Genomic DNA, 25425 nt, shown 5'->3' on the forward strand with positions numbered 1-25425 from the left:
GGTCACTTCGGCAGGTCGTCCGTCCACTCGGCACTGACCGCGTACGTGTGGCCCTTCGTGTCCCTGGCCGGTTTGCCGTCCGGGCCCAGGAACACCGATGATCCATCGACCTGGCCGGTGGCCGGGTCGACGATGAGGCGGCCGCCGCCCGGGAGGGTGACGCCCTTGCCGTCCGGGGTGGCGTGGACGCCCGGGTCGGCGGCGATCGCGCGGAACGCCGCCGCCCGGACCGCCGGGGGCGACGGCACCACGGAGACCAGGTCGATCAGCGACTGGAGGACCGCCGTGTCGCGCTGGTTCGCGGGCGTGCCGTGCCGGGTCAGGCCCTCCACGAGCCACTTCCGCAGGGCCGCCGGATCCGGGGGCAGGGCCAGGATTCCGCTGATCGTGACGTCGTCGTCGCCGTTCAGCCGGATGGGCCGGGGGCGCGGCTGGGGCACCGCTTTGCCGTGGGTCTTCGCGTCGCGGTACCACTCGTGCCCGTCCACGGTGGTCCAGTACTCCCAGGTCTCCTTGCCCACCTTCGTCGTCGAGTGCCAGTACTTGCCGGTCCCGACGTCGGCGCGCTCGGCGACCGTGGCGGCCGCCAGCAGGATCTGCCGGCCCGGGTCGACCGGCGCCACCGCCTGGGGCGGCGGCGGCGGGGCCGGGGTCGCAGGCAGGGTCGCCACGACCACCGCGGCGGCGGCCGCCGCGGCCGCGAAGCCGATGCCGATCGTGAGCGGGCGGCGGACCCGGCGGCGGGGTGCGCCGAGCATCCGGTTCCGCAGCCGGTGCCGGCTCCGGTCGGCGACGTCCGGGGCGGGTTCGGCCGGCAGCAGCGCGGCCCGCAGGGTCTGCAGGTCATTCATCGGAAGCCTCCTGGGCGAGGACGGGGGCGAGCTTCTTGCGGGCGCGGTTCAGCCGGGAACCGACCGTGCCCGGGGAGATGCCGAGGGCTTCGGCGACTTCCGCGTAGCCGAGGTCGCCGAGCGCCACGAGCAGCAGGACATCGCGTTCGCCGGCGGACAGGCCGGTCAGCGCCTTCCCCACCCGCGCGGCCGCGACCGAATCGACGACCCGGTTTTCGTGCCCTTCGGCGGCCTCGCGCGGGTCGAGCCGCGAGAGGGCGCGGTAGTGGCGGGCTTCCTTGCGGCGGTGTCTCGACACCAGGTTCGTCGCGATGCCGAACAGCCAGGCGCGCAGGTCGCCGCGGGCGGGGTCGAACTTCCCGCGGCGGTCGAACGCCACCAGGAACGTCTCGGCGGCGACGTCCTCCGCGGCCTGCGCGCCGAGCCGGCCGGCGATGTAGCGGTAGATCTCGGCGAAGTGGCGATCGTGCACCTCGGTGAACTGGTCGACGCCAGTCACCGGGGCTGCCTCTGTCATGGGGTTCCTTCCCGCCGGCGGCAGTTCCACCACCACTTCGCCGCGGGGCCGGAACTTCTTCCCTACCCCGCCGGCCAGGGCCGCTGCGGCGGGCGGAGCCGCTCGTACGCCGCTGCGGCGCGGAGGACGCCGAGGTCGTCGAAGCGCCGGCCCGCGAGCTGGAGGCCGATCGGGCGGCCGTCGTCGGTGTAGCCGCAGTTGAGCGAGACCGCCGGCTGGCCCGACATGTTGTAGGGCACGGTGAACGCGATGTGCTCGAACGGCCTGGCCGGGTCGTTCGTCGGGGACGCCCACTCCGCCGGGGGTGCCGCCACCGGGCACGTCGGGGACAGCACCACGTCGAACGCCGAGGTCGCCTGCAGGGCCGCCACGCTCATCGCGTCGATCTGGGCGAAGCCGCGGTAGACGTCCACGCCGGACACCTCCGCGCCGGCCGCCGCCCAGTCCGCGATGTACGGCAGCACCTTCGCGCGGCGGTCCGGGGGCAGGGCCGCCAGGTCCGACCAGGCTCGCGTCCGCCAGAACACGTCCAGGCCCGTGAGCATTTCGCGGGTCAGGAACGGCTCGACCGGCTCGACGACCGCGCCCGCGGCTTCGAAGGCCCGGGCCGCCGCGGTGACGGCGTCCGCGATCGCCGGGTCCACCGGCAGACCCGGGCCGGACTCCAGCTGCAGGCCGACGCGCAGGCCCGCCACGGGGAGATCGAGCGACGACCAGTCGAGATCCGCGGGCGGCAGGCACAGGTGGTCACGCGCGTCCGGGCGCGAAAGCACGCCCATCAGCAACGCCGTGTCCGCGACCGTGCGGGTCATCGGGCCGGCGACGCGGCCGAGGAACGGCGGGGCGACGGGCACCCGGCCGAAGCTCGGCTTCAGCCCGACCAGGCCGCACCAGCCCGCCGGCAGCCGGATCGAGCCGCCGATGTCCGTGCCGACGTGCAGCGGGCCGTATCCCGCGGCGGCCGCCGCGCCGGCGCCCGCGCTCGAGCCGCCCGGCGTGGCCGAGGGCTGCCACGGGTTGCGGGCCGTGGCGTGGAAGCTCGACAGCCCGGACGTCAGCATCCCGTAGTCCGGCATGGTCGTCTTGGCCAGCAGGACGCCGCCGGCCTCGCGGACCCGGGCGGCCGCCGGGGCGTCGTCCGGGGCCGGGGTGAGCGCCGTGGCCGCCGTGCCGAGCGGGACCGGCGTGCCGCGCGTGGCGATGTTTTCCTTCAGCGTGAGCGGGACGCCGTCGATCACGCCCAGCGGTTCGCCCGCCGTCCAGCGCGCTTCGGACGCCTTCGCGGTGTCGAGTGCGCTTGAATGGTCGTACGCGTACAACGCGTGCAGCTGCGGCTCTCGCGCTTCGATGCGTGCGACAACGGCTTCGGTCACCTCGACCGGCGAGAGTGTCTTCGCGCGGTACTGCGCAACGAGCTCGACGGCGGTCAGGTCGGGCAGCTCGGTCATGAGCGCTCCTTCACGAGGCAGGCGGGTCGAAGCGGCCGTCGACAGCGGTCCAGCCGCCGTCCACCGCGAGCACTGAGCCGGTCACGAACGACGAAGCGTCCGAAGCGAGGTACACGACAGCGCCGGCGAGTTCGTCCGGACGCGCCCAGCGGCCCAACGCGCCCTTCGCCGCGTACGCGTCGTACCACTCCGGGTTCGCCTTGATCTGCGCGGTCAGCGGGGTCTCGACGACGCCGGGGGCGATCGCGTTGACCCGCACGCCGGCCGGCCCGAACTCCGCGGCCGCCGTCCGGAACAGCTGGACGAGCCCGGCTTTCGTCGCCGCGTACGGGCCCTGGCCCGGCTCGACGGTGGTGCCGCGGATCGACGAGAAGCCGATGATGCTGCCCCGGCCGCGCGCGACCATGCCGGCGCCGAAGACGCGAACGACCTCGAACGTCACGCCGAGGTTCAGCGCGATGACGCGGTCGAACTCCTCGCGCGTGTAGTCCAGCAAACGTTTGCGGACGTTGGTCGCGGCGGTCAGCACGACGACGTCGACGTCGCCCAGCTCGGCCGCGGCACGGTCGAGGGCCCCCGGTTCGAGGAGGTCGAGCGGGTACGCCTCGCCGACACCGGCTTCTCGCGCGGCTTCGAGGTCACGGTCGGCGCACACGACGTCGGCGCCGTGTGCCGCGAGGGCCCGCGCGGCTTCACGGCCGATGCCGCCCGCGCCGAGCACCACGGCCCGGCGGCCGTCCAGGCGGAACAACGTCGAATAGTTCACGGGCGCAGCACCGCCATCCTGGTCACGGTCAGCTCTTCGACGGCGAACCGCGGCCCCTCGCGGCCGATGCCGGAGTCCTTCACACCGCCGTAGGGCATGGTGTCCGAGCGGAAGCCGGGCACCTCGTTGATCACGACGCCGCCCACTTCGAGCTCGTCCAACGCCCGGAACGCCGTCTTCAAGGACCTGCTGTAGACGCTGGCGTGCAGGCCGTAGCGGGACGCGTTCACCGCGGCGAACGCTTCGTCCACATCGGACACCGTCCGCACGCAGACGACCGGCCCGAAGATCTCCTCGTCCCACGCTTCGACGCCGTCCGGGACGTCGAGGAGGACGGTCGGCCGCAGCACGGTGCCCTCGACACCCCCGCCGACCTGGCGAGCGCCGGACTTCGAGATCCACGCGGCGACGCGCTCGGTCGAGGCGGGGTCGATCAGCGCGGACACCCGCGTCTGCTCGTCGCGCGGATCCCCGATGACGACCTCGTCGAGCCGGGCCAGCAGCCGATCGGTGAAGTCCGCGGCCACCGACGCGACGACGAGCACCCGCTGCACCGAGATGCAGGCCTGCCCGGACGCGTAGAACCCGCCGCGCAGCACGGCGTCCGCGGCGGCGTCGAGGTCCGCGTCTTCGGCCACCACGAGGGCCGCGTTCGAGCCCAGCTCCAGCAGCGTCTTCGTCGGGGCCGCGGCACGCGCGATCCGGTGCCCGACCGCGGCCGAGCCGGTGAAGGAGACCGCGCCGACGCGGCGGTCGGTGGTCAGCGCGGCACCCACGGACGCGTCCCCGGTGACCAGCTGGACCATGGCGGGCACCGGGGCGGCCGAACGCACGAGGTGCACCAGCCACAGCGTGGCCAGCGGGGTCTGCGGCGCCGGCTTGACGATCACCGGGCAGCCCGCGGCGATCGCCGGGGCGATCTTGTGCGACGCCAGCAGCAGCGGGTAGTTGAACCCCGCGATGCCGACGACCACGCCGATCGGCTTGCGCGTCCAGAACCCGACCAGCCCGTCGCCCGAGGGCAGGAGGTCCAGCGGCACGGTCTCGCCGTGCAGCCGCGACACCTCTTCGGCGGCGGCTTCCCAGGTGACGATGGTGCGCGCGACCTCGACGCGGCAGTCGACCAGCGGCTTCCCGGTCTCCAGCACCAGCAGGTCTTCGAATTCCGAGCGCCGGGAACGAACCGCTGCGGCGACGTCGTTCAGCAGAGCCCGGCGGACCCGCGAAGGCAGTGAAGCCACTTCGCGCGCAACAGCGACAGCCTCGTCGACAGCGCGAGCAGCCAGCTCGGGAGTACCGACCGGCGCCCGGCCGATGACGCTCGCGTCGTAGGGGAAAACGATTTCTTCGGTATCCACAGTGGACACCCAGCCGCCGCCGACCGGCAGGCCGCCGGGGTATTCAGCCATCGTCGCCTCCGCTCAGCCGGGCCAGCTCCGCGCGCAGGTTCGGCGCGGCGGCCAGCAGTTCCCGCGTGTACTCGTGCCGCGGTGTGTCGTAGACCTGCGTGACGTCGCCGAGTTCGACGATCTCGCCGCGGCGCATCACGGCGACCCGGTCGCAGACGTGCCGGACGACACCGAGGTCGTGCGACACGAAGATCAGCGTCAAGGCGAACTGCTCGACCAGGGACGCGAGCAGGTCGAGGATCTGGCCGCGCACGGAGACGTCGAGGGCGCTGACCGGTTCGTCGGCGATCAGCACGCTCGGGTTCGGCGCCAGGGCGCGGGCGATCGAGATCCGCTGCCGCTGCCCGCCGGAGAACTGGTGCGGGTACCGCCCCGCCGCGTCCGCGGGAAGGCCGACGGCGGCCAGCAGCTCGGCGACGCGGTCGGGCTCGCGCCGGCCGATCGGCTCGGAAACGATGTCGAGGACACGCATCCGCGGGTCGAGCGAACCCATCGGGTCCTGGAAGACGATCTGCAGCTCGGACCGCAGGAACCCGAGGCGGCGCTCGGGCAGGTTGTCGATGCGCTTCCCCTGGAACGACACCGTGCCCGCGGTCGGCTTGTCGAGCGCGGCCAGCAGCCGGACCAGCGTCGACTTGCCCGAGCCGGACTCCCCGACGATGCCGAACCGCTGCCCGGCTTCGACGTCGAAGCTGACTCCGCGCAGCGCGTGCACGTCTCGCCGGGCGTACCGGCGTTCGAGGTCGCGGACTTCGAGCATCATCGCCGGGCCTCCAGGTCCGAGGCGTCGAGGAGCTTGCGCGTGTAGGCGTGCGAAGGCGATGTCAGCACTTCGCGCGTCGAGCCCGCTTCGACGATCTCGCCGTCCAGCATCACCAGCACGCGCTCGCACACCGAAGCGACCACCGCGAGGTCGTGCGTGATGAACAGCAGCGCGCTCTCGGGCGGCAACGACGTCTTGATCAGCGAAAGGATCTGGGCCTGCACGGTGACGTCGAGCGCGGTCGTCGGCTCGTCGCAGATCAGCAGCGACGGCTCGTTGGCCAGCGCCATCGCGAGCACGACCCGCTGCCGCTGCCCGCCGGACAGCTGGTGCGGGTACGCGCGCGCGGTGTCCGGGAGCCCCACCGCGGCCAGCAGGTCCTCGGCGCGGTGACGGCGGCCGTGGATCCGGCCCGGCTCGGTGACCTGGCGGCCGACGCGCATGGCCGGGTTCAACGCCGTCATCGGCTCCTGGAACACCATGGCCAGCTCGTCGCCGCGCAGCCGCGAAAGGTCCTTTTCGGACATTCCCAGCAGCTCTCGGCCACTGAGAGAGATCGAGCCGGACGCACGCAGCTCCTCGGGCAGCAGGCCCATGATCGCCAGCGCCGTCAACGACTTCCCGGACCCGGACTCCCCGATCAGGCCGACGCGCTCCCCCGCGCCGATCTCGAAGGACACGTCCCGGACCAGGGAACCCACGCGAAGACGAGAGACCGAGAGCGTCATACGCGGGCCGCCAACCGGGGGTCGAGGCGGTCGCGCAGGCCGTCGCCGAGGAGGTTGAACCCGAGGACGGCGACGGCGATCGCGATGCCCGGCACCAGCGCCAGCCGCGGCTGCACGGTCAGGAGTTCCTGGGATTCCTGCAGCATCCGGCCCCACGACGGCGTCGGCGGCCGCGTCCCGAAGCCGAGGAACGACAGCGCCGCTTCGGCGAGCACGGCGATCGCGAACGACACCGACGCCTGCACGATCAGCAGGCCGGAGACGTTCGGCAGCACGTGCCGCACGGCGATGTGCACCCGCGAGCGGCCGCCGGCCCGGGCGGCGAGCACGAACTCGGTGCTCATCACCTGCAGCGTCCCGGACCGGGCGATCCGCGCGAACGACGGGATGGTCGCGATGCCGATCGCGACCATCGCGGTCAGCGTGTCCGCCCCGAACACCGCGCCGAACATGATCGCCAGCAGCAGCGCGGGGAACGCCAGCACGAGGTCGTTGACGCGCATGACGAACTCGCCGAGCCACCGCAGCGACATCCCGGCCAGTATCCCCAGCGGCGTCCCGATCACCGCGGCGATGCCGACGGCGACGACCCCGACGTACAGCGTCGTGCGGGCGCCGACCATGAGCTGGCTCAGCAGGTCGCGGCCGAACTTGTCGGTGCCGAACCAGTGTGACGCGCCGAAGCCGAGCAGCCGGTGGGTCGCGTCGACCTTCACCGGGTCGAACGGCGTCCAGAAGAACGACAGCAGCGCGGCCAGCACGACCAGGCCGACGAGGATCCCGCCCAGCACCAGATTGCGCATCACGAACCCCGCAATCTCGGGTCGAGCACGGTGTAGAGGACGTCGACGACGAAGTTGACCAGCAGCACGCCGGCCACCAGGACCAGGACGATCCCCTGCACGGTCAGCAGGTCACGCGCGGACACCGCGTCCAGCAGCATCGAACCCAGGCCGGGCAGCACGAACACGCGCTCGACGACGACCGCGCCGATCAGCAGCGTCGCCAGCTGCAGGCCGAGCACCGTCACCACCGGCACCGACGCGTTGCGCAGCCCGTGGCGCACCAGTGCCTGCCCGGGCCGCAGGCCCTTGGAGCGCGCGGTGCGCAGGTAGTCCTGGCCGAGCGTGTCGAGCACGGCGGACCGGACATAGCGCGTGAGCACCGCGCCCTGCACCAGGCCGAGCGACAACGCCGGGAGGATCAGCCCGCGGAGGAACTCGCCCGCGTTCTGGTCCGGCGGGGTCCAGCCGCCCGAGGGCAGCCAGCGCAGCTGGACGGCGAAGATCTGCACCAGGATGATCCCGGCAAGGAACGCGGGGATCGCGACGCCGATCTGCGACAGCCCGGAAACCCCCGCCCCGGACGCCTTCCGGTGCTTGACCGCGGCGAACGTCCCGGCCGGGACCGCGATCACCAGCGCCACCAGCATCCCCGCGCCGACCAGCCACAACGTGACGCCGAGGCGGTCGAGCAGCTGCGGCCCGATCGCGTCCCGCGTGACGTACGAGCGGCCGAAGTCGCCGTGCAGCACGCCGCCGATCCAGTCGAAGTACTGCGTGACCAGCGGCCGGTCGATGCCGAACTCCGCGCGGGTCTTCGCGAGGAGCTCCGGCGTCGCGTTGACACCGAGCGCGACCTGCGCCGGATCGCCGGGCAGCACGGCCATGAACAGGAACACCACGATCGACGCGGCGAGCACGCTGACCACGAAGATCGCCACCCGGCGCAGCACCCTGGCCGTCATCGCGGCGCCAGCCCGGTGAGGTCGAACGACTCGCTGACCTGGTTCGCCGCGAAGCCGCCGACCTTCGCCTTCGCGACGATCACGTTGGGGAACAGGAACAGCCAGTCCGCGGCGGCGTCGGCGTTGAGCTGCCGCGCCACCTGCTTCATGTCCGCGACCTGCTGCTCCGGCGTCCCGCTGTCGGCCTCGGCGAGCAGCTGCTGGACGCGCTTGCTGTCGTAACCCCAGTAGTACTTCGGCTTGCCGAACGTCGTGATGTCGCGGGCCTCGACGTGCTGGATGATCGACAGGTCGTAGTCGTGGTCGGTGAACACCTGCTTCAACCACACCGCCGGGAAGTCGAGCGGCTCGATCGTGGTCCGCACGCCGACGTCGGCGAGCTGCGACTGGACGACCTGCGCGGCCGACACCGCGTACGGCAGGTTCGGGATCCGCAGCCGCAGGTTCAGGTTCGTCACGCCGGCTTCGGACAGCAGCGCCTTCGCCTTCGCGGGTTCGAAGGGGTAGACGTTCGCCAGGTCCTCGTACCAGGGGTCGGTCGGCGGGACCATGCTGCCGATCAGCGTGCCGCGGCCGGCCCACGCCGTGTCGAGCAGCGCCTTCCGGTCGATCGCGTAGGTCAGGGCCCGGCGCACGCGGACGTCGTTCAGCGGCGCCCGCTGGTTGTTCATGGCCAGCGTGACCTCGCTGTTCGACGTGCCCTGGATGACCTGGAACCGGTCGTCGGCCTGGAACTGCGGGACCGAGTCGGGCGCGGTGACCGCGGAGATGACGTCGATGCCGTTGCTGGACAACGCGTTGTTCAGCGCCGTCGGGTCCTTGATGTACTTGAGCACCACCGTCGAGTACGCCGGTTCGCGGCCCCAGTACCCGGGGTTTTCCTTCAGCACCACGGAATCGCCGCGCTTGCGGGCCGCCACGACGTACGGCCCGGTACCGACCGGCCTGTTCGCCAGGTCGGCGACGCCGGTGGGGCTGAACATCGCGCCGAGCCGGCTGGTGAGGCTGAACAGCCAGCCGTTGGACGGCTTGGCCAGCACCACCCGCGCGTGGTCCGGCGCGACGACGTCGACGTGGTCGACGACGTCCATGGTGGACTTGATCGAGATCGTCCACGCGGTTTTCACGCGCATGAGCGAGAACTTGACGTCCTCGGCGGTGAACTGGGCGCCGTTGCTGAACCTGACGCCTTGCTGCAGCTGGAAGTCGTAGGTCTTCCGGTCCGGGCTGATCGTCCACGACTTCGCCAGCAGCGGCACGATCCGGCCCTGCGCGTCGAGCTTCACGAGCCCTTCGTAGACGTTGTAGAGCAGCGCCTGCGGGATGGCGGCGCCGTCGGTGCGCGTGAAGTCGAAGTTCGCCGGTTCGGCTGTGAAGCCGACGGAAAGCGTGCCCGGACCAGCGGAAACACTGGCCGACGAGCCGGCCGAGCAGCCGGTCACCGCGAGCAGCAGCACCGCTGCCACCGCGGGAATCCGGGCTTTCATTCGGCCTCCAGGTCGGTACACTGGTCTGACCAGTAGCCTGCACGCGACGGACGTCGAGGTCAAGGGATGCGGTTCGAACCGGTGGCTCCGGTCCGCGCGTACGAGCGGGTCGTCGAGCAGATCGAGCAGGCCGTGGTCAGCGGCGCGCTCAAGCCGGGCGAACGCCTGCCGAGCGAACGCGAGCTGATGATCCAGTTCGGCGTCGGCCGCTCGACGATCCGCGAAGCCCTGCGCGTGCTGCAGGCGGCCGAGATGATCCGGTCGCGGCCCGGCGACCCGCGTGGCCCGGAGGTGCTGGCCGCCTCGCCCGCCGCGTTGCACCGCTCGATGCACCGGCTCGCCCGCGCCGAGCACGTCGGGCTCGCGGAACTCCTGCAGTTCCGGATGATCCTCGACGGCTCGGCGCACCTGCTCGCCGCCGAGCTCCGCACCGAAGACGACCTGACCGGCCTCGACACGGCTTTGGAGTCGATGCGCGAAGGCGTCTCACGCGGGTACGCCGAGTTCAGCCGCGCGGACGTGGCCTTCCACGAGGTGATCGCGCGAATCTCGCGGAACCCGCTGCTGGTGGTCAGCGAGGAGGTCGTGCGCGGGGTCGTGCTGGAACTGATCGAGGACAAGCTCGAGCACGCCAGCAACCGGACGTCGCTGATGCGCGCGTGGCTCGCGCACCACGCCGAGGTGCTCGACGCGATCCGCGCGGCCGACGGCGACGGCGCGGCCCGGCTCGCCAAGCAGGCGCTGTACGACAACTACGCCGAGTACGTCCCGGCCGGGCAGCGCCCGCTCTTGGCGCCGCTGCTGCGGTAACGGTGGCCGCACCGCCCGCGACTCCCCCTACACTCGCACTCGTTGGGGGTGGCCATGGAGTCCACGAAACGGTCCGGCGTCGGCCTGGCCCTGTCCGGCGGCGGCTACCGGGCGATGCTCTTCCACGCCGGCGCGCTCCGGCGCCTGAACGAACTGGGCTGGCTGCCGAAGCTGACCACGGTTTCCAGCGTTTCCGGCGGTTCGATCGCCGCGGGCGTGCTGGCGCACGCGTGGCGCAGGCTGCGGTTCGACGGCGACGGCGTGGCCGCGAACTTCGAGGAAGAGGTCACGCAGCCGATCCGGAAGCTGGCCGGTATCCAGCTCGACATCCCCGTCACGCTGAAGGCGATGTTCATTCCCTGGCGCAGTGCCGGCGAGGAACTCGCGCGCCAGTACGCGAAGCACCTCTTCGGCGACTGCTGCCTCGCGGACCTCGATCCGGCCGGTCCCCGGTTCGTGTTCACCGCCACCAACCTGCAGGACGGCACCCTGTGGTGGTTCTTCCGGGAGGCCGGCCCGAACGGGCAGGTGCCGCTGGCGACCGCGGTCGCCGCGTCCTCGGCCTTCCCCCCGATGCTCTCGCCGGTCGTGATCCCCGACCCGCTCGGGCGCGGGCGCAAGGTCGTGCTCAGCGACGCGGGCGTGTACGACAACCTGGGCCTGGACCCGATCGAGAACCAGCACGCCATCGTGCTCGTCAGCGACGCCGGCAAGAAGATGAAGCGCGAGGAGAACCCGCACCGCACCTGGCTGCTGCAGTTGCTGCGGGTCCTGTCCGTGATGGACAACCAGGTCCGGCAGCTGCGCACCGACCCGCTGCTGAAGGCGTTCAAGGACCGGCAGTTCGCCGGAACGTACTGGGCCACCTACAGCGACATCGAGAACTTCCAGCTGCCGGACGCGCTGCCCGCACCGGTCGAGCGGACCCACGCACTGGCCGAGACGAAGACCCGGCTCACGAAGCTGTCCGGCACGTTGCAGGAGCAGCTGATCAACTGGGGTTACGCCGCCTGCGACGCCGGCATGCGCAAGTGGGTCGACCCCGCCGCGATCGCGCCGAAGGACTTCCCGTACCCCGGCTCAGGCGTTGGCTAGGTTCGCGTAGACGACGATGTTGTCCTTGTAGCTGTGTTCGGCGTGGTCGAACGCGCCACCGCAGGTGATCAGCCGCAGCTCGGGCTTGTCGCTGTTGCCGTAGACGGCGTCGCGCGGGAACGTGTCCTTCGGGACCTGCGTGACGCGGTCGACGACGAACTTCAGCTTCTTCCCGTCACTGCGGTCGACGTCGACCTCGTCGCCGGGCGCGAGGTCCTTCAGCTTGTAGAAGATGCCGGGCTTCTTGTCGCCGTCGACGTGCCCGAGCACGATCGCCGGGCCGACGTCGCCGGGCACCGGCGAGAGCTTGTACCAGGCCGCCTGCATCGGCGTGTGCACCGACGGGACGGAGATCGAGCCGTCGGTCTTGACCGCCACCGCGAGCAGGCTCGACTCCGCGCCGATCTTCGGGATCTTGACCGACGTCGGCCGCAGGCCCTTGAACGGCGCGGTCACCGGCACCGACGACGGCACCGGCGCGGCCTGGGGCGGTTCCGGCGTGCTGCAGGCGGCCAGCGTCAGGACGAGCGCGAGTGCGGCACCCGCCCGGCGGACGGTCATCCCGCCGTGCCGCCGAAGCCGGTCTCGACCCCGCCCTTGGGCGTGACCTTGACCTGGGCCTTCGGTGCGGCATTGCCGGCCGGGGCGGTGCTTGAAGTCGCCGCGCTGGAGGTCGCCGTGGTGATCGGCGCGGTGCTCGACGACACGGTGCTGCTGCTGGTGGTCGTCACCGGCGGCGCTTCCTGCTGGAACTCGACGGTGCCGTTGCCCTCGACGCCGTTGCAGGTCCAGCTGAACTTGGCGGTGGTCGTGCCGGCCGGGGCGTTGTCGACGCGCACGCTGTAGTTCCAGTAGCGGCCGTCGGACTCGTCCTGGTCCGGGCCGCCGGTGACGCTCAGGTACTGCGTCGCCACGTTGCCGGGCGCCCCGGACGCGCAGGCGATGACCAGGACGCCTTCGCCGCCGAGGCCGACGAAGCCGTGCCCGACGTTGTCCTGGTAGTCGTCCTTCGGCGGCTCGGACGCCTCCGTGGTCGTGGTCGTCGTGGTGGTCTTCGGCGTCGTGGTCGGCGTGACCTCGGTGGTGGCCGTCGCCGACGTGGTGGCGGTGGTCGTGACCGGGGTCGACGGGGTCGTGGTCTCGGTGGCCGTCGTCGTACCGGGGGCCGTCTCGGAGGGCGACGAGGCCGTGGTCGTTTCCGTCTCGGTCTGCGCGGAGGCGGCCGGCGCGGCGGCGAAGGTGATCAGCGCGCCCGCGGACACGATCCCCGCGACCCGGCTCAGCGTTCTACCCACGAGACACTCCCAACGGCGGTTGACCTGCGATGTCGCGACTATCGACGATTCGCCCGCCCGTGTTACTCCGAGAGGGCGAACGCGAGGTCGCGCCACAGGTCAGCCGGATCCTCCAACCCGACGCTGAACCGGACCAGCCCGGGCGGGACGCGCTCTTCACCCGCCAGCCAGGCCCGCCGCTCGACCAGGCTTTCGACGCCGCCGAGGCTGGTCGCCGAGCGGATCAGCCGGACCGAGGCGCAGAAGCGGTCCGCCGTCTCGGCGTCGGCCAGGTCGAAGGCGATCATCATCCCGAACCCCGGGTAACGCACACGCTGCACCGCGGGGTGCTCGCCGAGCCGCGCGGCCAGCAGCGCGGCGGTGCGGGACTGCTCCGCGAGCCGGACGGGCATGGTCCGCAGGCCCCGGAGGGCGAGCCAGGCTTCGAGGGCGCCCGGCGTCGACCCGACCCGCGTCCGCGCGCCGCGCAGCTCGGCCGCGACGGCCGGGTCCTTGGCCACGGTGATGCCCAGCAGCAGGTCGCTGTGCCCGCCGATGAGCTTGGTCGCGCTGTGCACGACGACGTCGGCGCCGAGCTCCAGGGGCCGCTGCTGCAGCGGCGTCGCGAAGGTGTTGTCGACGACGACCCGGCCGCGCGCGGCGGCCGCGATGGTCTCGATGGCCATCACGTCGAGGGTCGGGTTGGTCGGCGACTCCAGCCAGACCAGGTCGGACGTCGCCGCTTCGGCCACCCACGCCTCGGTGTCGGCCGGCTCGAGCTCGGTGACGGCGAGCTTGCCGAGCTTCTGCGCGTGGGCCAGCACCCCGCGGGTCACGGCGTAGCTGAACGTCGGGACGACGACCCGCGACCCGACCGGCAGCAGGTCCAGGACGGCGGACAGGGTGGCGACCCCGGACGCGAACGCGGTCGCCTCGCCACCTTCGAGCGCCCCGACGGCTTCCTCGAGGGCGTGCCAGGTCGGTGTCCCGTCGCCCCGCGCGTACACGAAATCGCCACCGGCCTGGTAGGTGCTGGTGGCGACGAGCGGGGTGTTCAGCGGCTCACCGGGTCCGTGCGGCCGGCCGGCGGCGATGGCCTTGGTGCGGGGCGTCCAGTCGTCCATGCGCCTCACCGTATGCCCTGGTCACCTCGTCGTGAGTGGTAAGGCGGGTTCTAACCCGCCTTACCACTCACGACAGCCGCGGCAGACTGCGAAGCCTGGGGCGTCCACAGTGGCTTGTGGCGATTTGTCGACCCGGGCCGGCGCAAAATGCTCCGAATGGGCCCGGCGACACGGGGACCGGCGATCATCCCTCCGGCGTAACAGGCGATACCCTGGCCGTCGTGGGTATTCCGGCGTGGATCTGGTTCGTCATCGCGGCCGTCGCCCTGGTGGCGGGGCTGGGGCTGCTCGCCGCCGACCGGGCGAAGGAGGGCTCGCGCAACCGCGAGCGCATGCGCTGGGCGCAGTTGCGCGGCTGGCAGTTCGTCGAGGAGGACGAGCGGCTGCCGCAGCAGTGGTCCAACGGCGCGATCGGCTACTTCGGCGCGGACGCCGCGGTGAACGTCGTCGCGGGGTCCACCTTCACCTCCGACGGCCGCCGCCCGGTGTTCATCTTCGACATCGAGACCGAGGGGCAGATCCCCGCGGTCGTCGTCGCCGTGCGCTGCAACAAGAAGCACCGGATCCCGATCGAGATGTGGCTGTCGAGCGTGCCGTTCCAGCGCGCCGACATGCCCGAGATGCTCGGCCCGATCGGTGCGCGCTACGCCTTCGCCGACGACGCCGACGGCGCCCGCGCGGTGATCACCCAGGAGCTCGTCGACGCCGCGGACCAGCTCGGCGGCGACGTCGGCGTGGCCTGGCTGGAGAACGAGTGGGTGCTCGCCAGCGTCGTCCCGACCGCCGGGCCGTCACGGCTGGAGCGCCTGCTGCGCGACCTGGGCGAGATCGCGGACATCGTCGACCCGTTCGACGAGGACTACGACGCCGGACGGCACCAGGCGAGCGCCCCGGTCCCGTCCGAGGCCACCGCGCCCGCCGCCCCGGGCACCCCGGCGGCCGGGACGCCGGTGCCGCCGCCCGCGGAACCGCCCGCCGAAAGCTAGGAGCCGAGCGCCGGCTGGTCGAGCACGCTGAGCGACACCGGCCGGTCGAGCGTGCCGCGCACCGACGTCGTGCCGCCTTCGGCGTGGACCACGTGGTCGACCCCGAGGTCGCCGCGGATCGAGCCCGCCGGGCCGGCCGGGCCGAGGGACTGGCCCGTCTTCACCAGGCCCCAGGCCGGGCCCAGCTGACCGCCGGCTTCGTGCTTCTGTCCCACGTCGAGGACGCCGGTGAGCTGGCCGGTCGCGTGCTGCTCGGACGTCATCCCGACCGCGCCCACGCGGCCGAGGTCGACGGCCTGGCCGGAGGACCGGCGGACCGACAGGGCACCCTGGAGGTCGCCGGCGAAGGTGCCGTGCAGGCCGGTGTCGAGCTGTTCGGCGTTCTGGCTCAGCACGTCGACGCCGTCGGCCAGCCAGACCCCGTGGTTCGTGCCCTCGCCGAGGCCGACCCGGCGCCCGGCGGAGCCGTCGAGGGGCGTGAGGGACAGGTCCCGCACCGCGGCGTGGCCCAGCCGCTGGTTGTTCGCGGTGACCGCGCGGACCTGGCCGAGCCGCAGGGTGTGCCGGCCGGCGCGGCTGAGCGTTTCGCTCTCCTGGGTCGCCGCCGACGTGTCCGTCTGCTGCTCTTCACGGTCGGTCGTCGAGGACTCCGTGAGGTCGCTGGCCAGGACCGCGCCGGCGATCTCCTTCGCGAGGAAGTCGTGGCGGGTCGCGGTGACGGTCTCGCGCACCACCGACGAGCCGTCGTCGCCGGTCGTCGAGACGTCCCGCCCGAACGTGCTGTCGTCGTGGTGGTCGAGCGGCAGGGTCAGTTCGGCCGGGCTCGCCAGCGCCGTGGCGGGGGCCGCGAAGAGGAGCGCCACGGGCGCCGCGCCCGCGGCGACCTTGGGCAGATAGCCGCTTTTGCGCCTGCTGTGCTTACCCATGCGGCGGACCATACTTCCCCGCCGGATCGAACGCACGTCCGCCCGTGACCAGCGGGTATGTTCACTCACATGACCACCACCACCCTCATCACGGGCGCCACGGCGGGCATCGGCGCGCAGTTCGCGCGCACCCTCGCCGCCGAGAAGTACGACCTGGTGCTCGTCGCCCGTGACGTTGCGCGGCTGGAGGCGTACGCCGCTGAACTGCGGGAACGCCACGGTGTCGCGGTCGAGGTGCTCCCCGCCGATCTGTCCGAAGTGGACGGACGGGCGGCGGTCGAGGAGCGGCTCGCGGCCGGGCCGGTGGACCTCCTGGTGAACAACGCCGGGTTCGGGCTGAACGGCGACTTCTGGACCATCCCGCCGGACGCGCTGCAGCGCCAGCTCGACGTCAACGTCACCGCCGTCCTGCGGCTCACCCGGGCCGTGCTGCCCGGCATGATCGAGCGCGGGCACGGCGAAATCATCCAGGTCAGCAGCGTGGCGGGCTTCTTCAGCGGCCGCGGCTCGACGTACACCGCGAGCAAGAACTGGGTCACGTCGTTCACCGAAGGGATCGCCGCGTCGCTGCCCAAGGGTGTCCGGATGATGGCGCTCTGCCCCGGTTTCACCGCGACCGAGTTCCACGAGCGCGCCGGCATCGGCAAACCGGGCCCGAAAATCGCCTGGTTGGGTGTCGAACAGGTGGTCCGTGAGGCGCTCGCGGACCTGCGCCGCGGCAAGGTGATCTCCGTGCCGAGCCTGCAGTACAAGGCCGTCGTCGCGCTCGGCGGGCTGCTGCCGCGCGCGGTGCTGCGCCGGGTCAGCGGCGGTTTCGGCGGCAAGGGCCGCACCTGAGGGGTGGGGTTTACCCCACCCGAAGACTCCGGTGTTCATCACTGTGCCGGAGGCCGCGCCACCCTAGCGTTTCGAGCATGACGACTGAGGCGGTCCGGCTCGAGGCCGTGCGCAAGGTGTACGGCGGCGTGGTCGCGCTGGACGGGGTTTCGATCGCGTTCCCGCGCGGCGGCTTCACCGCGGTGATGGGCCCGTCCGGGTCGGGCAAGAGCACGTTCCTGCACTGCGCGGCCGGTCTCGACCGCCCGACGTCGGGCCGGGTCGTGCTCGACGGCCAGGACCTCGACGGCAAGAACGAGACCTACCTGACGAAGCTGCGGCGCGACCGCGTCGGCTTCGTCTTCCAGTCGTTCAACCTGCTCCCGGCGCTGACGGTCGAGCAGAACGTGGTGCTGCCGCTGCAGCTGGCCGGCCGGCGCGCGGACCGGCGGCTGGTGGAACGGATCCTCGCGCACGTCGGGCTCGACGGGCGCCGCAAGCACCTGCCCGGCCAGCTCTCCGGCGGTCAGCAGCAGCGCGTCGCGATCGCGCGGGCCCTGGTCACCGAGCCGGCCGTGCTGTTCGCCGACGAGCCGACCGGCGCGCTCGACACCCGCACCGCCGCCGAGGTGCTCGGCCTGCTGCGCGACTCCGTCCGCTCGGCGGGCCAGACGGTGATCATGGTGACGCACGACCCGGTCGCCGCGTCCTACGCCGACCAGGTCGTGTTCCTGGCCGACGGCCGGATCGCCGGGCGGCTGGACCGGCCGACCGCCGAAGCCGTTGCCGAGCGGATGACGCACCTGGGGGCCTGGGGCCGGGTGGCGGCCTGATGTTCAAGCTGGCGTTGCGGACCCTCCGCCTGCGCAAGGGCGGGTTCCTGGCGACGTTCGTCGCCGTGTTCTTCGGCGCGCTGGTCATTTCGGCGTGCGGTGGCCTGATGGAGACCGGCATCCGGTCCGAGACGCCGGTGCAGCGGCTGGCCGCGGCCCCGATCGTGGTCGGCGGGCAGCAGACGTTCGACCAGCCGCGGGAGGACCCGGCGACGCTCGACCCGGAGGACAAGCACCGGTCCGAGACCGCGACCCTGCCCGAGCGCGTCCGGCTCGACGCGGCGGTGGCGGACCGCCTGCGCGCGGTCCCCGGCGTCACGAACGTGGTCGGCGAGGTCAGCTTCCCCGCGCAGATCGGCTCCGCGAGTGCGCTCGGGCACGCCTGGGACTCCGCCGTGCTGACGCCGTACGCGCTGAAGGGCGAAGCGCCGAAGCCGGGCGAAGTCGTCGTCGACGCCGGGCTCGGGCTCGCCGTCGGGGACACGCTGCCGGTCGCCGCGCACGGCCGTGTCGGCCCGTACCGGATCTCCGGGATCGCCGAGGCGCCGCAGGCCATGCGGGACTCCGCGGTGTTCTTCGCGCCTTCGGACGCCGAAAAACTCTCCGGGCACCCGGGACGCTTCGACGCCATCGGCGTCTTCGGCGGCGACGTCGCCGCGGTGTCGGCGGCCGTCGGGAACGCGGGCGTCGTGACCACCGGCGTCGACCGCGGTGCCCTGGAATTCCCGGAGACGGGCAAGAGCGGCGAGAACCTGATCGTGCTGGCCGCGGTGTCCGGCGGGCTGTCGGCGCTGGTCATGGTGTTCGTCGTGGCGGGCACGCTGACGCTGTCGACGCAGCAGCGCCAGCGCGAACTCGCGCTGCTGCGAGCGGTCGGGACGACTCCGCGCCAGCTGCGGCGGATGGTGCTCGGCGAGGCGTTCGTCGTCGGGCTGCTCGCCGTCGGCGGCGCGGTGGCGCTCGGCCCGGCGCTCGGGAACTGGCTGTTCGGGCAGCTCACCGACCACGGCGTCGTGCCGGACGTGCTCCGGTTCGAGCAGGGCTGGGTCCCGGCGACGGTCGCCGCGGGCGCGTCGCTGCTGGCCGTCGTGGTCGCGTCCTTCGTGGCCGGGCGGCGTGCCTCGCGGGTCCGCCCGACCGAGGCGCTCGCCGAAGCCGCCGTCGAGCGGCGCTGGTTGACGCCGGTCCGGCTGGTCACCGCGATCCTGTGCTTCGGCGGCGGGACGGCGCTGGCCATCGTGACGGTCGCCGTGATGACCGGCCCGGTCGCGGCCAGCACGGCGGGCCCGGCGGTGATGCTGTGGGCGTTCGGCCTGGCGGCGATCAGCCCCGGCGTCACGAAGCTGGTGGCGACGCTGCTGCAGTGGCCGGTGCAAGCGCTCACCGGTGTCAACGGCCGGGTCGCGCTGCGCAACACCCGCGTCGGCGCGGTGCGGGCGGCCGGCGCGGTCACCCCGATCATGCTCGCGGTCGGCATCGCGACCGCCAACATCTACCTGCAGACCACCCAGGAAGCGGCCTCGAACCAGGCCTTCACCGAGGACCTGCGCGCGGACGCCGTCGTCGGCGCGCCGGACGGGCTGGACCCGGCGGTGCTGGACCGGGTCCGTGCGGTGCCGGGTGTGGCCGGCGCGTCGGAGTACGTGACGAGCACGGTGTTCGTCGAGAAGCCGTTCGACGGCGGCCAGGACGACGACGGCCGGCCCGCGCTGGGCGTCAGCGAGCTGACCGGGACCGCCGTCGAGGTGCCGGCGATGCTCGGCCACCACGTCGGCGACACGCTGTCGCTGAAGCTCGGCGACGGCACACCGGTGGACGTGCGGGTGTCGGCCGTCGTGAACCAGCGCCCCGGCTTCGAACGGCTCGTGCTGCCCGCGGAACTGCTGGCCCCGCACACGACGCTCGGCCTCGCGCCGCAGCTGCTGGTCCGCGCCGCGCCCGGCGTCGGCCCGGCGACCCTGACGGCCCGCCTCCGTGAGGCGACGGCCGGGCTGCCGGTGTTCGTCGGCGACCGGGAGACGCTCATCGCTGCGCACGCGAAGGGCAACGAGATCGGCGCCTGGGTCAACTACCTGCTGGTCGGGATGATCTTGGCGTACACGGTCATTTCCGTGGTGAACACGCTGGTGATGGCGACCGCGCGACGGCGCCGGGAGTTCGGGGTGCAGCGGCTGAGCGGCTTCACGCGCGGCCAGGTGCTGCGCATGGCGGGGGTCGAAGGCGGCCTGATCGCGACCATCGCGGTGCTGCTCGGGACGCTGGTCGCGGCGGGCGCGATCGTGCCGTTCTGCCTGGTGGTGACCGGCTCGCCGCTGCCGTCCGGCCCGGTGGCGGTCTACCTGGTGGTGCTCGCGGTCGCGGTGGTCCTTTCGCTGGTGGCGATCCTGGTCCCGGCCTGGGCGGCGACGCGCGGGCGTGCGGTCGAGGCCACATCCGCCGGTGAGTGAACCCGGCCGTGTGTAAGACTCACGGCCGTGGCGAACCCCGGGTTGGATCAAGCGGCGAAACTCGAACTGGCCAGGCTGGTCACCGATCTTTCCGTGGTGCACGGAAAAGTGACCCTGGCGTCCGGCAAGGAAGCCGACTACTACATCGACCTCCGGCGGGCGACGCTGCACCACGCGGCCGCGCCGCTGATCGGCAAGCTGCTGCGCCAGCTGACGGCGGACTGGGACTACGTGGCGGCCGGCGGCCTGACGCTGGGCGCCGACCCGGTCGCGCTGGCGATGCTCCACTCGGCGGCGAACGACGGTGTCGTGCTGGACGCCTTCGTCGTCCGCAAGTCGGTCAAGGAACACGGCATGCAGCGGCGCATCGAGGGCATGGAGGTCCGCGGCCAGCGCGTGCTGGCGGTGGAGGACACGTCCACGACGGGCGGCAGCGTGCTCGAGGCGGTCGCGGCCCTGCGCGAGGCGGGCGCGGACGTGATCGGCGTGGTGACGGTGGTCGACCGCGACACGGGCGCGCGTGAGGCGATCGAGAAGGAAGGCCTGGAGTACCGGTACGTCCTCGGCAAGGACGACCTCGGCCTGGACTGATCCGCACCGGGGCGGATCCGTGGATTCGCCCCGGTGACCGTCGTCACCCAGAATCGGTGCGTGACGATTTCCGCCCGCCGGTGTCCTTCCTCCGAGGAGGTGCCGTGACGACGACTACGCCGCTCGACGACGTGACCCTCGTCGGCCGCGCGCGGGACGGGGACGTCCGGGCGTACGAGCAGCTCGTGCTGCGCTACCAGGGCCCGATGTTCCGCCTCGCCGCGAAGATGCTCGCGCACCGCGGGGACGCCGAGGACGTCGTGCAGGAGGTGTTCCTCAACGCCTGGCGCAAGCTCGACCAGCTCGGCGAGGACGCCGCCTTCGTCGGCTGGCTCTACCGGGCCACCACGAACCGGTGTCTCAACGTGATCCGCGCGCGCAAGCCGCAGGCCGACGTCGACCTCGACACCGCCGCGTCGCCGCGGACCGATCTCCAGCCGGAGCGGGCCGTGCAGGTGAGCAGCCAGCTCGCGGCGTTGAACGCGGCCTTGGCGCAGCTGACCCCCGAGCAACGGGCGTGCTGGCTGCTGCGCGAAGTGCACGGCCGGTCCTACGAAGAGATCGGCGAAACCGTCGGCGCGAACGCGACGGCCGTCCGCGGCCGGATCGCGCGCGCCCGCGCCCAGCTGGCGGAGGTGATGAAGCCGTGGCGATGACGGACTACGAACTGCCCTGCGAACGCGATGTCGAACACGTGTGGGAGCGGCTCGACGCGGTCGGCGCCGGGCTGGCCGACGAACACGAACTGACCTGCCCGCACTGCCGGGCCGCGCGCGAGAGCCTGCTGGCGCTGCGCGAGGCGACGTCGGAACTGGTGGCCGAAGAGGACGCGCCGCCGCCGGACCTGTTCGGCCGGATCATGTCGGCCGTGCGGGCGGAGGTGCGGCGCGGCTCGATGGTGCGGCTGCCGACCCCGGAACCGGGGTTCGTCGAGGTCAGCGAGCAGGCGGTGGCGGCGGTGCTGCGGTACGCGGCGGACACCGTCGACGGCGTCCGGGCGCGGCGCTGCCGGGTGCGGCCCGTTCCCGGCGGCGTCGAGGTGGACCTCACCCTCGCGGTGCACCTGCGGAACGTCGCGGGCGGCGAAGCGTTGGCGCGGGTGCGGGAGCGGGTGACCGCGGCGGCCGCGGCCCGGGTGGGCCTGACGCTCGCGAAGCTCGACCTGATCGTGGACGACATCTATGGGGACGACACCGCCGGGGAGCCAGGGGAATGAGCGTCGATTACGTGGTCGCCGATCCGGTGATCGCCAGCGTGGCGGCACGGGCGGCGATCACCACGCCGGGGGTCGTGCGGCTCGAGCCGGGCCTGCGCGGCCTGGTCACGGCGTGGACGCGCGCGACCCGCCAGCGCTGGAAGGGCCTCGACCCGGCCCCGGCGGACGGCGTCCGGGTCCGCACCGCGGACGGCCGGGTGACTGTCCACATCGACCTCGTCGCGGCGGCGGCCGACCAGGCGGCGGCGGTGGGCCGGGCGGTCCAGCGCGCGGTGACGCGGTTCGTGGCCGAGCAGACCGGCCTGGTCGTCGACGAGGTGTCGGTGTCCATCATGGACATCGAGCCGGCGGACCGGTGACGGCGGCCGAAGCCGTCGAGAAGATCGTCGGCGTGCTCAAGGAAGTGGACGGCCTTCGCCCGGCGACGCCGGTTTCCCCGGAAACCACGTGGCTGCCGGTGGACTGGGACGGTATGGCGGTGGACCTGAGCCCGGAGCTGGTCCGGATCCGCCTGATCGCGACGCGGCTGCCGATCCCGCCGTTGCTGGACCGCGCGGCGGCCGCGGTGCGCCCGGTGCTGGCCGGCACGGAGTGGGAAAAAGCACGGCTGCGGCTGGAGGTCACGGACCTCGACGGCGCCGCGTTCCTGTGAGGCAGACCACAGTGAGGGTCGCCCGCCGGTCGTGTCCTTAGCTACGAACAAGGCGGAAAGCCTTGTCCCGCAGCACATACAGGGAGGACCACCATGACCGCGACGGCCGAGAAGAACACCGTGGCCACCACCGAAACCACGCTCGTCACCAAGCAGGGCACCACGACCATCGCCGACACGGTGGTGCAGAAGATCGCCGGGCTCGCCGCCCGCGAGGTCCGCGGGGTGCACGACCTCGGCGGCGGCGCGGCACGGGCGCTGAGCGCGATCCGCGACCGCATCCCGGGCGCGTCCGCCAGCATCGGCCACGGCGTGTCGGTCGAGGTCGGCGAGAAGCAGGCCGCGGTCGACCTGCAGGTGCTCGTCGAGTACGGCGCCGCCATCGCGGACCTCGCGCGTTCGGTGCGCCGCAACGTGATCACGGCGATCGAGCAGATGACCGGGCTGCAGGTGGTCGAGGTGAACATCAACGTCACCGACGTCCACATCCCCGGCGACGACGAGCCGGCGGTCAGTGATCGCGTTCAGTGAAATCCGGCTGCTCCGGGCGTGGTCCGGGCGTACCGTCGGGGCATGGAGGAGCCGCCGGAACCGCAGCGCCCAGCCGACCCGAACCGGACGAAACCGGACGGTGCGCCGGACCAGTACCCGCACGAGGAGCCCACGCAGTACCCCGCGAAGCGGCCGCCGGAATTCCCACCCGGTGTGACGCCTCCGTCACCGCCGAGGTGAATTGGTTGCTCCGCAGGGTTGAACATCACCCCGCTGGGCATCCATAACCGCGGGCGACCCCACTCGGCGGAGTAAAGTCGCTGGTAGGGGGATCGGTGGAGGGGGGTGCGATGGCGAAGTTCCTGGCCGACGTGACCGTCGTGGTGCACATTCTGGCCCTGCTGCTCATCGGGTTGGGGGGCTTCCTCGCGTGGCGGTGGCCGAAGCTGATCTTCGTCCACATGTTCGCCGCGGCCTGGGGCGTCCTCGTCAACGTCACGCCCGTGCCGTGCCCGCTCACCGCGCTGGAGAACTTCTTCCGGCACCAGGAGGGCCTCGGCGACCTGCCCGGCGGCTTCAACGCGTACTACCTCTACGGCACCGTCTTCCCCCAGTCGTGGCTGCCGGCGATCGGCATCGTCGCGATCGTCGTGGTCGCCTACTCCTACGTCGGCGTCTACCACCGCTGGCGCCACCGCCACGACGAGGAAACCCACGTGCGCCCGGTCCACCTGGGCTAGGCGACAATCGCCGGGTGAACACCACACCCGGACCCACCGAATGGGTCAGCCGCGAAGAGGTCGGCGTCGGCCCGTGGCCGGGTGCGTGGCCCGCGGACGAGCGGTACGACCCCGAACTGCTACGGGAGGGCGACCGCCGCAACGTCGTCGACGCCTACCGCTACTGGCGCCGCGAAGCCATCGTGTCCGATGTGGACAGCCGGCGGCACCCCTTCCACGTCGCCATCGAGAACTTCCAGCACGACCACAACATCGGCACCGTCGTCCGGACGGCCAACGCGTTCGCCGCGGCCGAGGTGCACATCGTCGGCCGGCGGCGCTGGAACCGGCGCGGGGCCATGGTCACCGACCGCTACCAGCACCTGCGCCACCACGACGACGTCTCCGGCTTGGTGGCCTTCGCCGCGGACCGGAGTCTCGCCGTCGTCGCGGTGGACAACACGCCGGGGTCCGAACCGGTCGAGACGGCCGAAATCCCACGCGACTGCGTGCTGCTGTTCGGCCAGGAAGGCCCCGGCCTTTCCGCGCAGGCGCAGGAAGCCGCGTCGCTCGTGGTGTCGATCGCCCAGTTCGGCACGACCCGCTCGATCAACGCCGGCGTCGCGGCCGGGATCGTCATGCACGCCTGGATCCGGCAGCACGCCGACCTCGGCCGCGCCTGGTGACCTACAGGCCCCAGCCCCAGCGCAGCTGGACCACGCCGGTCGCGTTGTTCGTCTCCAGGCCGCTGCCGCTCTGGCGCGTGATCGAGTACGTGTCCCCGGACCGCAGGCCGGGCCAGTAGACGACGCCCATCTGCCGGGAGCGGGCCAGGTCCGTCGTGGCGGCGAAGTACGCGGTGAAGTTGTTGCCGTCCTGGTGCCCGGCCGAGTAGTCCAGCCCGGTCGTCATCGGGGCGCCGGCCTCGTCGATGATCGTGCGCCCGGAGTACGACCCGAGCCGGTTGCTGAGGTTCGCCGTCCACGCCGAGCGGGTCGTGTCCGAGGCCCAGAACCCGTAGAAGTGCAGCGACAGCAGCGTGCCGTCCAGGGCGCTCGCCGCGCCGACGCCCGTCACGTTGTCGTTGTAGCCGGTGCCGCTGACCAGCACCCGGCCGCGCGGGATGTTCGCGTGCCGGGACAGCCAGGCCGAGCACAACGACACCCAGGCGTTCAGGCTGTAGCCGAACGGCTCGTTCATCGGCTCGAAGTAGACGTTGCCGTTGCCGCCGTAGTCGGCGGTCACCTTGTCCCACATGGTGTTCCACGCGGTGACGTCGTCGACGAACCCGTCCTTGTTCGCTTCCCAGTAGCCGAAGATGACCTTCATGCCGTGGGCCAGCGCCGAGTCGGCGGCGCCCTTGTACCGCCCCCACCAGTCCGAGTTCACGCTCTGCGGGTTGATCGGCAGCCGCACGGTGTTCGCGCCGAGCTTCTGCTGGAAGCCGCCGATGATCCCGTCGGCCTTGCTGCGGACGCTCGCGTAGCTGTCCCCGGCGGTGAGGCCGGTCGGGATCACCCAGCCGTCGACGTAGTTGTCGCGGGCGTCCGCCCAGTTCACACCGCGGAAGGAGCTGGTGGCGGCGGAGGCGCTCTGGGGGACGGCGAGCAGGGGCGCGGCGAGGGCCGCGACGGCGAAGGCGCGCAGGCAGCGACGGAGGAAGGTCATGCGAACTCCGATGTCCGATGATCGATGTTTACGTCAACATGCCGGCCGAGGATGCGCCCG

Annotated in this window: 29 protein-coding genes; 14 read left to right on the forward strand and 15 right to left on the reverse strand. The window is 72.3% G+C overall.

What is annotated here, in order from left to right; genetic code table 11:
- Window positions 1–2: 2 nt before the first annotated feature.
- From ABZW17_RS15400 to ABZW17_RS15445, 10 genes are all read right to left on the reverse strand, one after another.
- A complete protein-coding gene (locus ABZW17_RS15400) occupies window positions 3–851 on the reverse strand; it encodes a CU044_5270 family protein (protein WP_354813669.1) in 849 nt (282 codons plus the stop codon).
- Window positions 844–1368, reverse strand: a complete 525-nt coding sequence (locus tag ABZW17_RS15405; RefSeq protein ID WP_354813671.1) for a sigma-70 family RNA polymerase sigma factor — start codon at window positions 1366–1368, stop codon at window positions 844–846. Before ABZW17_RS15405 ends, ABZW17_RS15400 begins: the two co-directional genes overlap by 8 nt.
- Before the next feature lie 62 nt (window positions 1369–1430).
- Entirely contained in the window at window positions 1431–2816 is a 1386-nt protein-coding gene (locus ABZW17_RS15410) for an amidase (RefSeq protein ID WP_354813673.1), read from the reverse strand.
- 10 nt (window positions 2817–2826) lie between these two features.
- Window positions 2827–3582: an SDR family oxidoreductase gene (locus tag ABZW17_RS15415; protein ID WP_354813675.1), complete on the reverse strand. Its 756-nt coding sequence runs from the start codon at window positions 3580–3582 to the stop codon at window positions 2827–2829.
- Window positions 3579–4991 (reverse strand): aldehyde dehydrogenase family protein, encoded by a 1413-nt coding sequence (locus ABZW17_RS15420; protein WP_354813677.1) that lies wholly within the window; start codon window positions 4989–4991, stop codon window positions 3579–3581. The genes ABZW17_RS15415 and ABZW17_RS15420 overlap by 4 nt, the downstream gene beginning before the upstream one ends.
- Window positions 4984–5754 carry an ATP-binding cassette domain-containing protein gene (locus tag ABZW17_RS15425; RefSeq protein WP_354813679.1) on the reverse strand — a complete coding sequence of 257 codons (771 nt, stop codon included), beginning with the start codon at window positions 5752–5754 and terminating at the stop codon, window positions 4984–4986. The genes ABZW17_RS15420 and ABZW17_RS15425 overlap by 8 nt, the downstream gene beginning before the upstream one ends.
- Window positions 5751–6482: an ABC transporter ATP-binding protein gene (locus tag ABZW17_RS15430; RefSeq protein ID WP_354813681.1), complete on the reverse strand. Its 732-nt coding sequence runs from the start codon at window positions 6480–6482 to the stop codon at window positions 5751–5753. The genes ABZW17_RS15425 and ABZW17_RS15430 overlap by 4 nt, the downstream gene beginning before the upstream one ends.
- Entirely contained in the window at window positions 6479–7285 is an 807-nt protein-coding gene (locus ABZW17_RS15435) for an ABC transporter permease (protein WP_354813683.1), read from the reverse strand. Before ABZW17_RS15435 ends, ABZW17_RS15430 begins: the two co-directional genes overlap by 4 nt.
- Complete coding sequence (locus tag ABZW17_RS15440) at window positions 7285–8229, reverse strand: ABC transporter permease (protein WP_354813685.1); 945 nt, start codon at window positions 8227–8229, stop codon at window positions 7285–7287. The genes ABZW17_RS15435 and ABZW17_RS15440 overlap by 1 nt, the downstream gene beginning before the upstream one ends.
- The gene (locus ABZW17_RS15445; protein WP_354813687.1) at window positions 8226–9716 is read right to left on the reverse strand and encodes an ABC transporter substrate-binding protein; all 1491 of its coding nucleotides are present in this window, start codon (window positions 9714–9716) and stop codon (window positions 8226–8228) included. The genes ABZW17_RS15440 and ABZW17_RS15445 overlap by 4 nt, the downstream gene beginning before the upstream one ends.
- 66 nt (window positions 9717–9782) lie before the next feature.
- Here ABZW17_RS15445 and ABZW17_RS15450 point away from each other — a divergent pair, with 66 nt between their 5' ends.
- Together ABZW17_RS15450 and ABZW17_RS15455 are read left to right on the forward strand one after the other, a co-directional pair.
- Window positions 9783–10526: a FadR/GntR family transcriptional regulator gene (locus ABZW17_RS15450; RefSeq protein ID WP_354813689.1), complete on the forward strand. Its 744-nt coding sequence runs from the start codon at window positions 9783–9785 to the stop codon at window positions 10524–10526.
- Between the two features lie 54 nt (window positions 10527–10580).
- On the forward strand, window positions 10581–11621 hold the full coding sequence (locus ABZW17_RS15455) for a patatin-like phospholipase family protein (protein ID WP_354813691.1): 1041 nt from the start codon (window positions 10581–10583) through the stop codon (window positions 11619–11621).
- On the opposite strand, the gene ABZW17_RS15460 is transcribed toward ABZW17_RS15455, so the two are convergent.
- The 3 genes from ABZW17_RS15460 to ABZW17_RS15470 all read right to left on the reverse strand — a co-directional run bounded on the left by ABZW17_RS15460 (window position 11607) and on the right by ABZW17_RS15470 (window position 14019).
- Window positions 11607–12182, reverse strand: coding sequence for a class F sortase (locus ABZW17_RS15460; protein ID WP_354813693.1), 576 nt, complete (start codon window positions 12180–12182; stop codon window positions 11607–11609). The two genes, ABZW17_RS15455 and ABZW17_RS15460, sit on opposite strands and share 15 nt — an antisense overlap.
- On the reverse strand, window positions 12179–12916 hold the full coding sequence (locus tag ABZW17_RS15465) for a hypothetical protein (protein ID WP_354813695.1): 738 nt from the start codon (window positions 12914–12916) through the stop codon (window positions 12179–12181). The genes ABZW17_RS15460 and ABZW17_RS15465 overlap by 4 nt, the downstream gene beginning before the upstream one ends.
- A gap of 62 nt (window positions 12917–12978) precedes the next feature.
- Window positions 12979–14019 (reverse strand): PLP-dependent transferase, encoded by a 1041-nt coding sequence (locus ABZW17_RS15470; protein WP_354813697.1) that lies wholly within the window; start codon window positions 14017–14019, stop codon window positions 12979–12981.
- 221 nt (window positions 14020–14240) lie between these two features.
- Here ABZW17_RS15470 and ABZW17_RS15475 point away from each other — a divergent pair, with 221 nt between their 5' ends.
- On the forward strand, window positions 14241–15005 hold the full coding sequence (locus ABZW17_RS15475; RefSeq protein WP_354813699.1) for a hypothetical protein: 765 nt from the start codon (window positions 14241–14243) through the stop codon (window positions 15003–15005).
- Here ABZW17_RS15475 and ABZW17_RS15480 read toward each other — a convergent pair.
- Window positions 15002–15931, reverse strand: coding sequence for a hypothetical protein (locus ABZW17_RS15480; RefSeq protein WP_354813701.1), 930 nt, complete (start codon window positions 15929–15931; stop codon window positions 15002–15004). The genes ABZW17_RS15475 and ABZW17_RS15480 overlap by 4 nt on opposite strands.
- Before the next feature lie 69 nt (window positions 15932–16000).
- On the opposite strand from ABZW17_RS15480, the gene ABZW17_RS15485 reads away from it, so the two are divergent.
- The 11 genes from ABZW17_RS15485 to ABZW17_RS15535 all read left to right on the forward strand — a co-directional run bounded on the left by ABZW17_RS15485 (window position 16001) and on the right by ABZW17_RS15535 (window position 24383).
- Window positions 16001–16768 (forward strand): SDR family oxidoreductase, encoded by a 768-nt coding sequence (locus tag ABZW17_RS15485; protein ID WP_354813703.1) that lies wholly within the window; start codon window positions 16001–16003, stop codon window positions 16766–16768.
- 77 nt (window positions 16769–16845) lie between these two features.
- The gene (locus ABZW17_RS15490) at window positions 16846–17580 is read left to right on the forward strand and encodes an ABC transporter ATP-binding protein (RefSeq protein WP_354813705.1); all 735 of its coding nucleotides are present in this window, start codon (window positions 16846–16848) and stop codon (window positions 17578–17580) included.
- On the forward strand, window positions 17580–20027 hold the full coding sequence (locus ABZW17_RS15495; RefSeq protein WP_354813707.1) for an ABC transporter permease: 2448 nt from the start codon (window positions 17580–17582) through the stop codon (window positions 20025–20027). Before ABZW17_RS15490 ends, ABZW17_RS15495 begins: the two co-directional genes overlap by 1 nt.
- Window positions 20028–20054: 27 nt before the next feature.
- Window positions 20055–20618, forward strand: coding sequence for an orotate phosphoribosyltransferase (gene pyrE / locus ABZW17_RS15500; RefSeq protein WP_354813709.1), 564 nt, complete (start codon window positions 20055–20057; stop codon window positions 20616–20618).
- Between the two features lie 104 nt (window positions 20619–20722).
- Window positions 20723–21274 (forward strand): RNA polymerase sigma factor, encoded by a 552-nt coding sequence (locus ABZW17_RS15505; RefSeq protein ID WP_354813711.1) that lies wholly within the window; start codon window positions 20723–20725, stop codon window positions 21272–21274.
- On the forward strand, window positions 21271–21834 hold the full coding sequence (locus ABZW17_RS15510; protein WP_354813713.1) for an Asp23/Gls24 family envelope stress response protein: 564 nt from the start codon (window positions 21271–21273) through the stop codon (window positions 21832–21834). Before ABZW17_RS15505 ends, ABZW17_RS15510 begins: the two co-directional genes overlap by 4 nt.
- A complete protein-coding gene (locus ABZW17_RS15515) occupies window positions 21831–22193 on the forward strand; it encodes an Asp23/Gls24 family envelope stress response protein (RefSeq protein ID WP_354813715.1) in 363 nt (120 codons plus the stop codon). The genes ABZW17_RS15510 and ABZW17_RS15515 overlap by 4 nt, the downstream gene beginning before the upstream one ends.
- Window positions 22190–22486 (forward strand): hypothetical protein, encoded by a 297-nt coding sequence (locus tag ABZW17_RS15520; RefSeq protein WP_354813717.1) that lies wholly within the window; start codon window positions 22190–22192, stop codon window positions 22484–22486. Before ABZW17_RS15515 ends, ABZW17_RS15520 begins: the two co-directional genes overlap by 4 nt.
- Window positions 22487–22579: 93 nt before the next feature.
- Window positions 22580–23017 carry an Asp23/Gls24 family envelope stress response protein gene (locus ABZW17_RS15525; protein WP_354813719.1) on the forward strand — a complete coding sequence of 146 codons (438 nt, stop codon included), beginning with the start codon at window positions 22580–22582 and terminating at the stop codon, window positions 23015–23017.
- 311 nt (window positions 23018–23328) lie between these two features.
- Window positions 23329–23718 (forward strand): DUF2784 domain-containing protein, encoded by a 390-nt coding sequence (locus ABZW17_RS15530; RefSeq protein WP_354813721.1) that lies wholly within the window; start codon window positions 23329–23331, stop codon window positions 23716–23718.
- Between the two features lie 14 nt (window positions 23719–23732).
- Entirely contained in the window at window positions 23733–24383 is a 651-nt protein-coding gene (locus tag ABZW17_RS15535; protein WP_354813723.1) for an RNA methyltransferase, read from the forward strand.
- 1 nt (window position 24384) lies between these two features.
- On the opposite strand, the gene ABZW17_RS15540 is transcribed toward ABZW17_RS15535, so the two are convergent.
- Window positions 24385–25365, reverse strand: a complete 981-nt coding sequence (locus ABZW17_RS15540) for a cellulase family glycosylhydrolase (protein ID WP_354813725.1) — start codon at window positions 25363–25365, stop codon at window positions 24385–24387.
- Window positions 25366–25425 lie beyond the last annotated feature (60 nt).

Origin of the sequence: Amycolatopsis sp. NPDC004625, from assembly GCF_040609695.1 — a bacterium.
In the GTDB taxonomy this organism is placed as follows: Bacteria; Actinomycetota; Actinomycetes; order Mycobacteriales; family Pseudonocardiaceae; genus Amycolatopsis.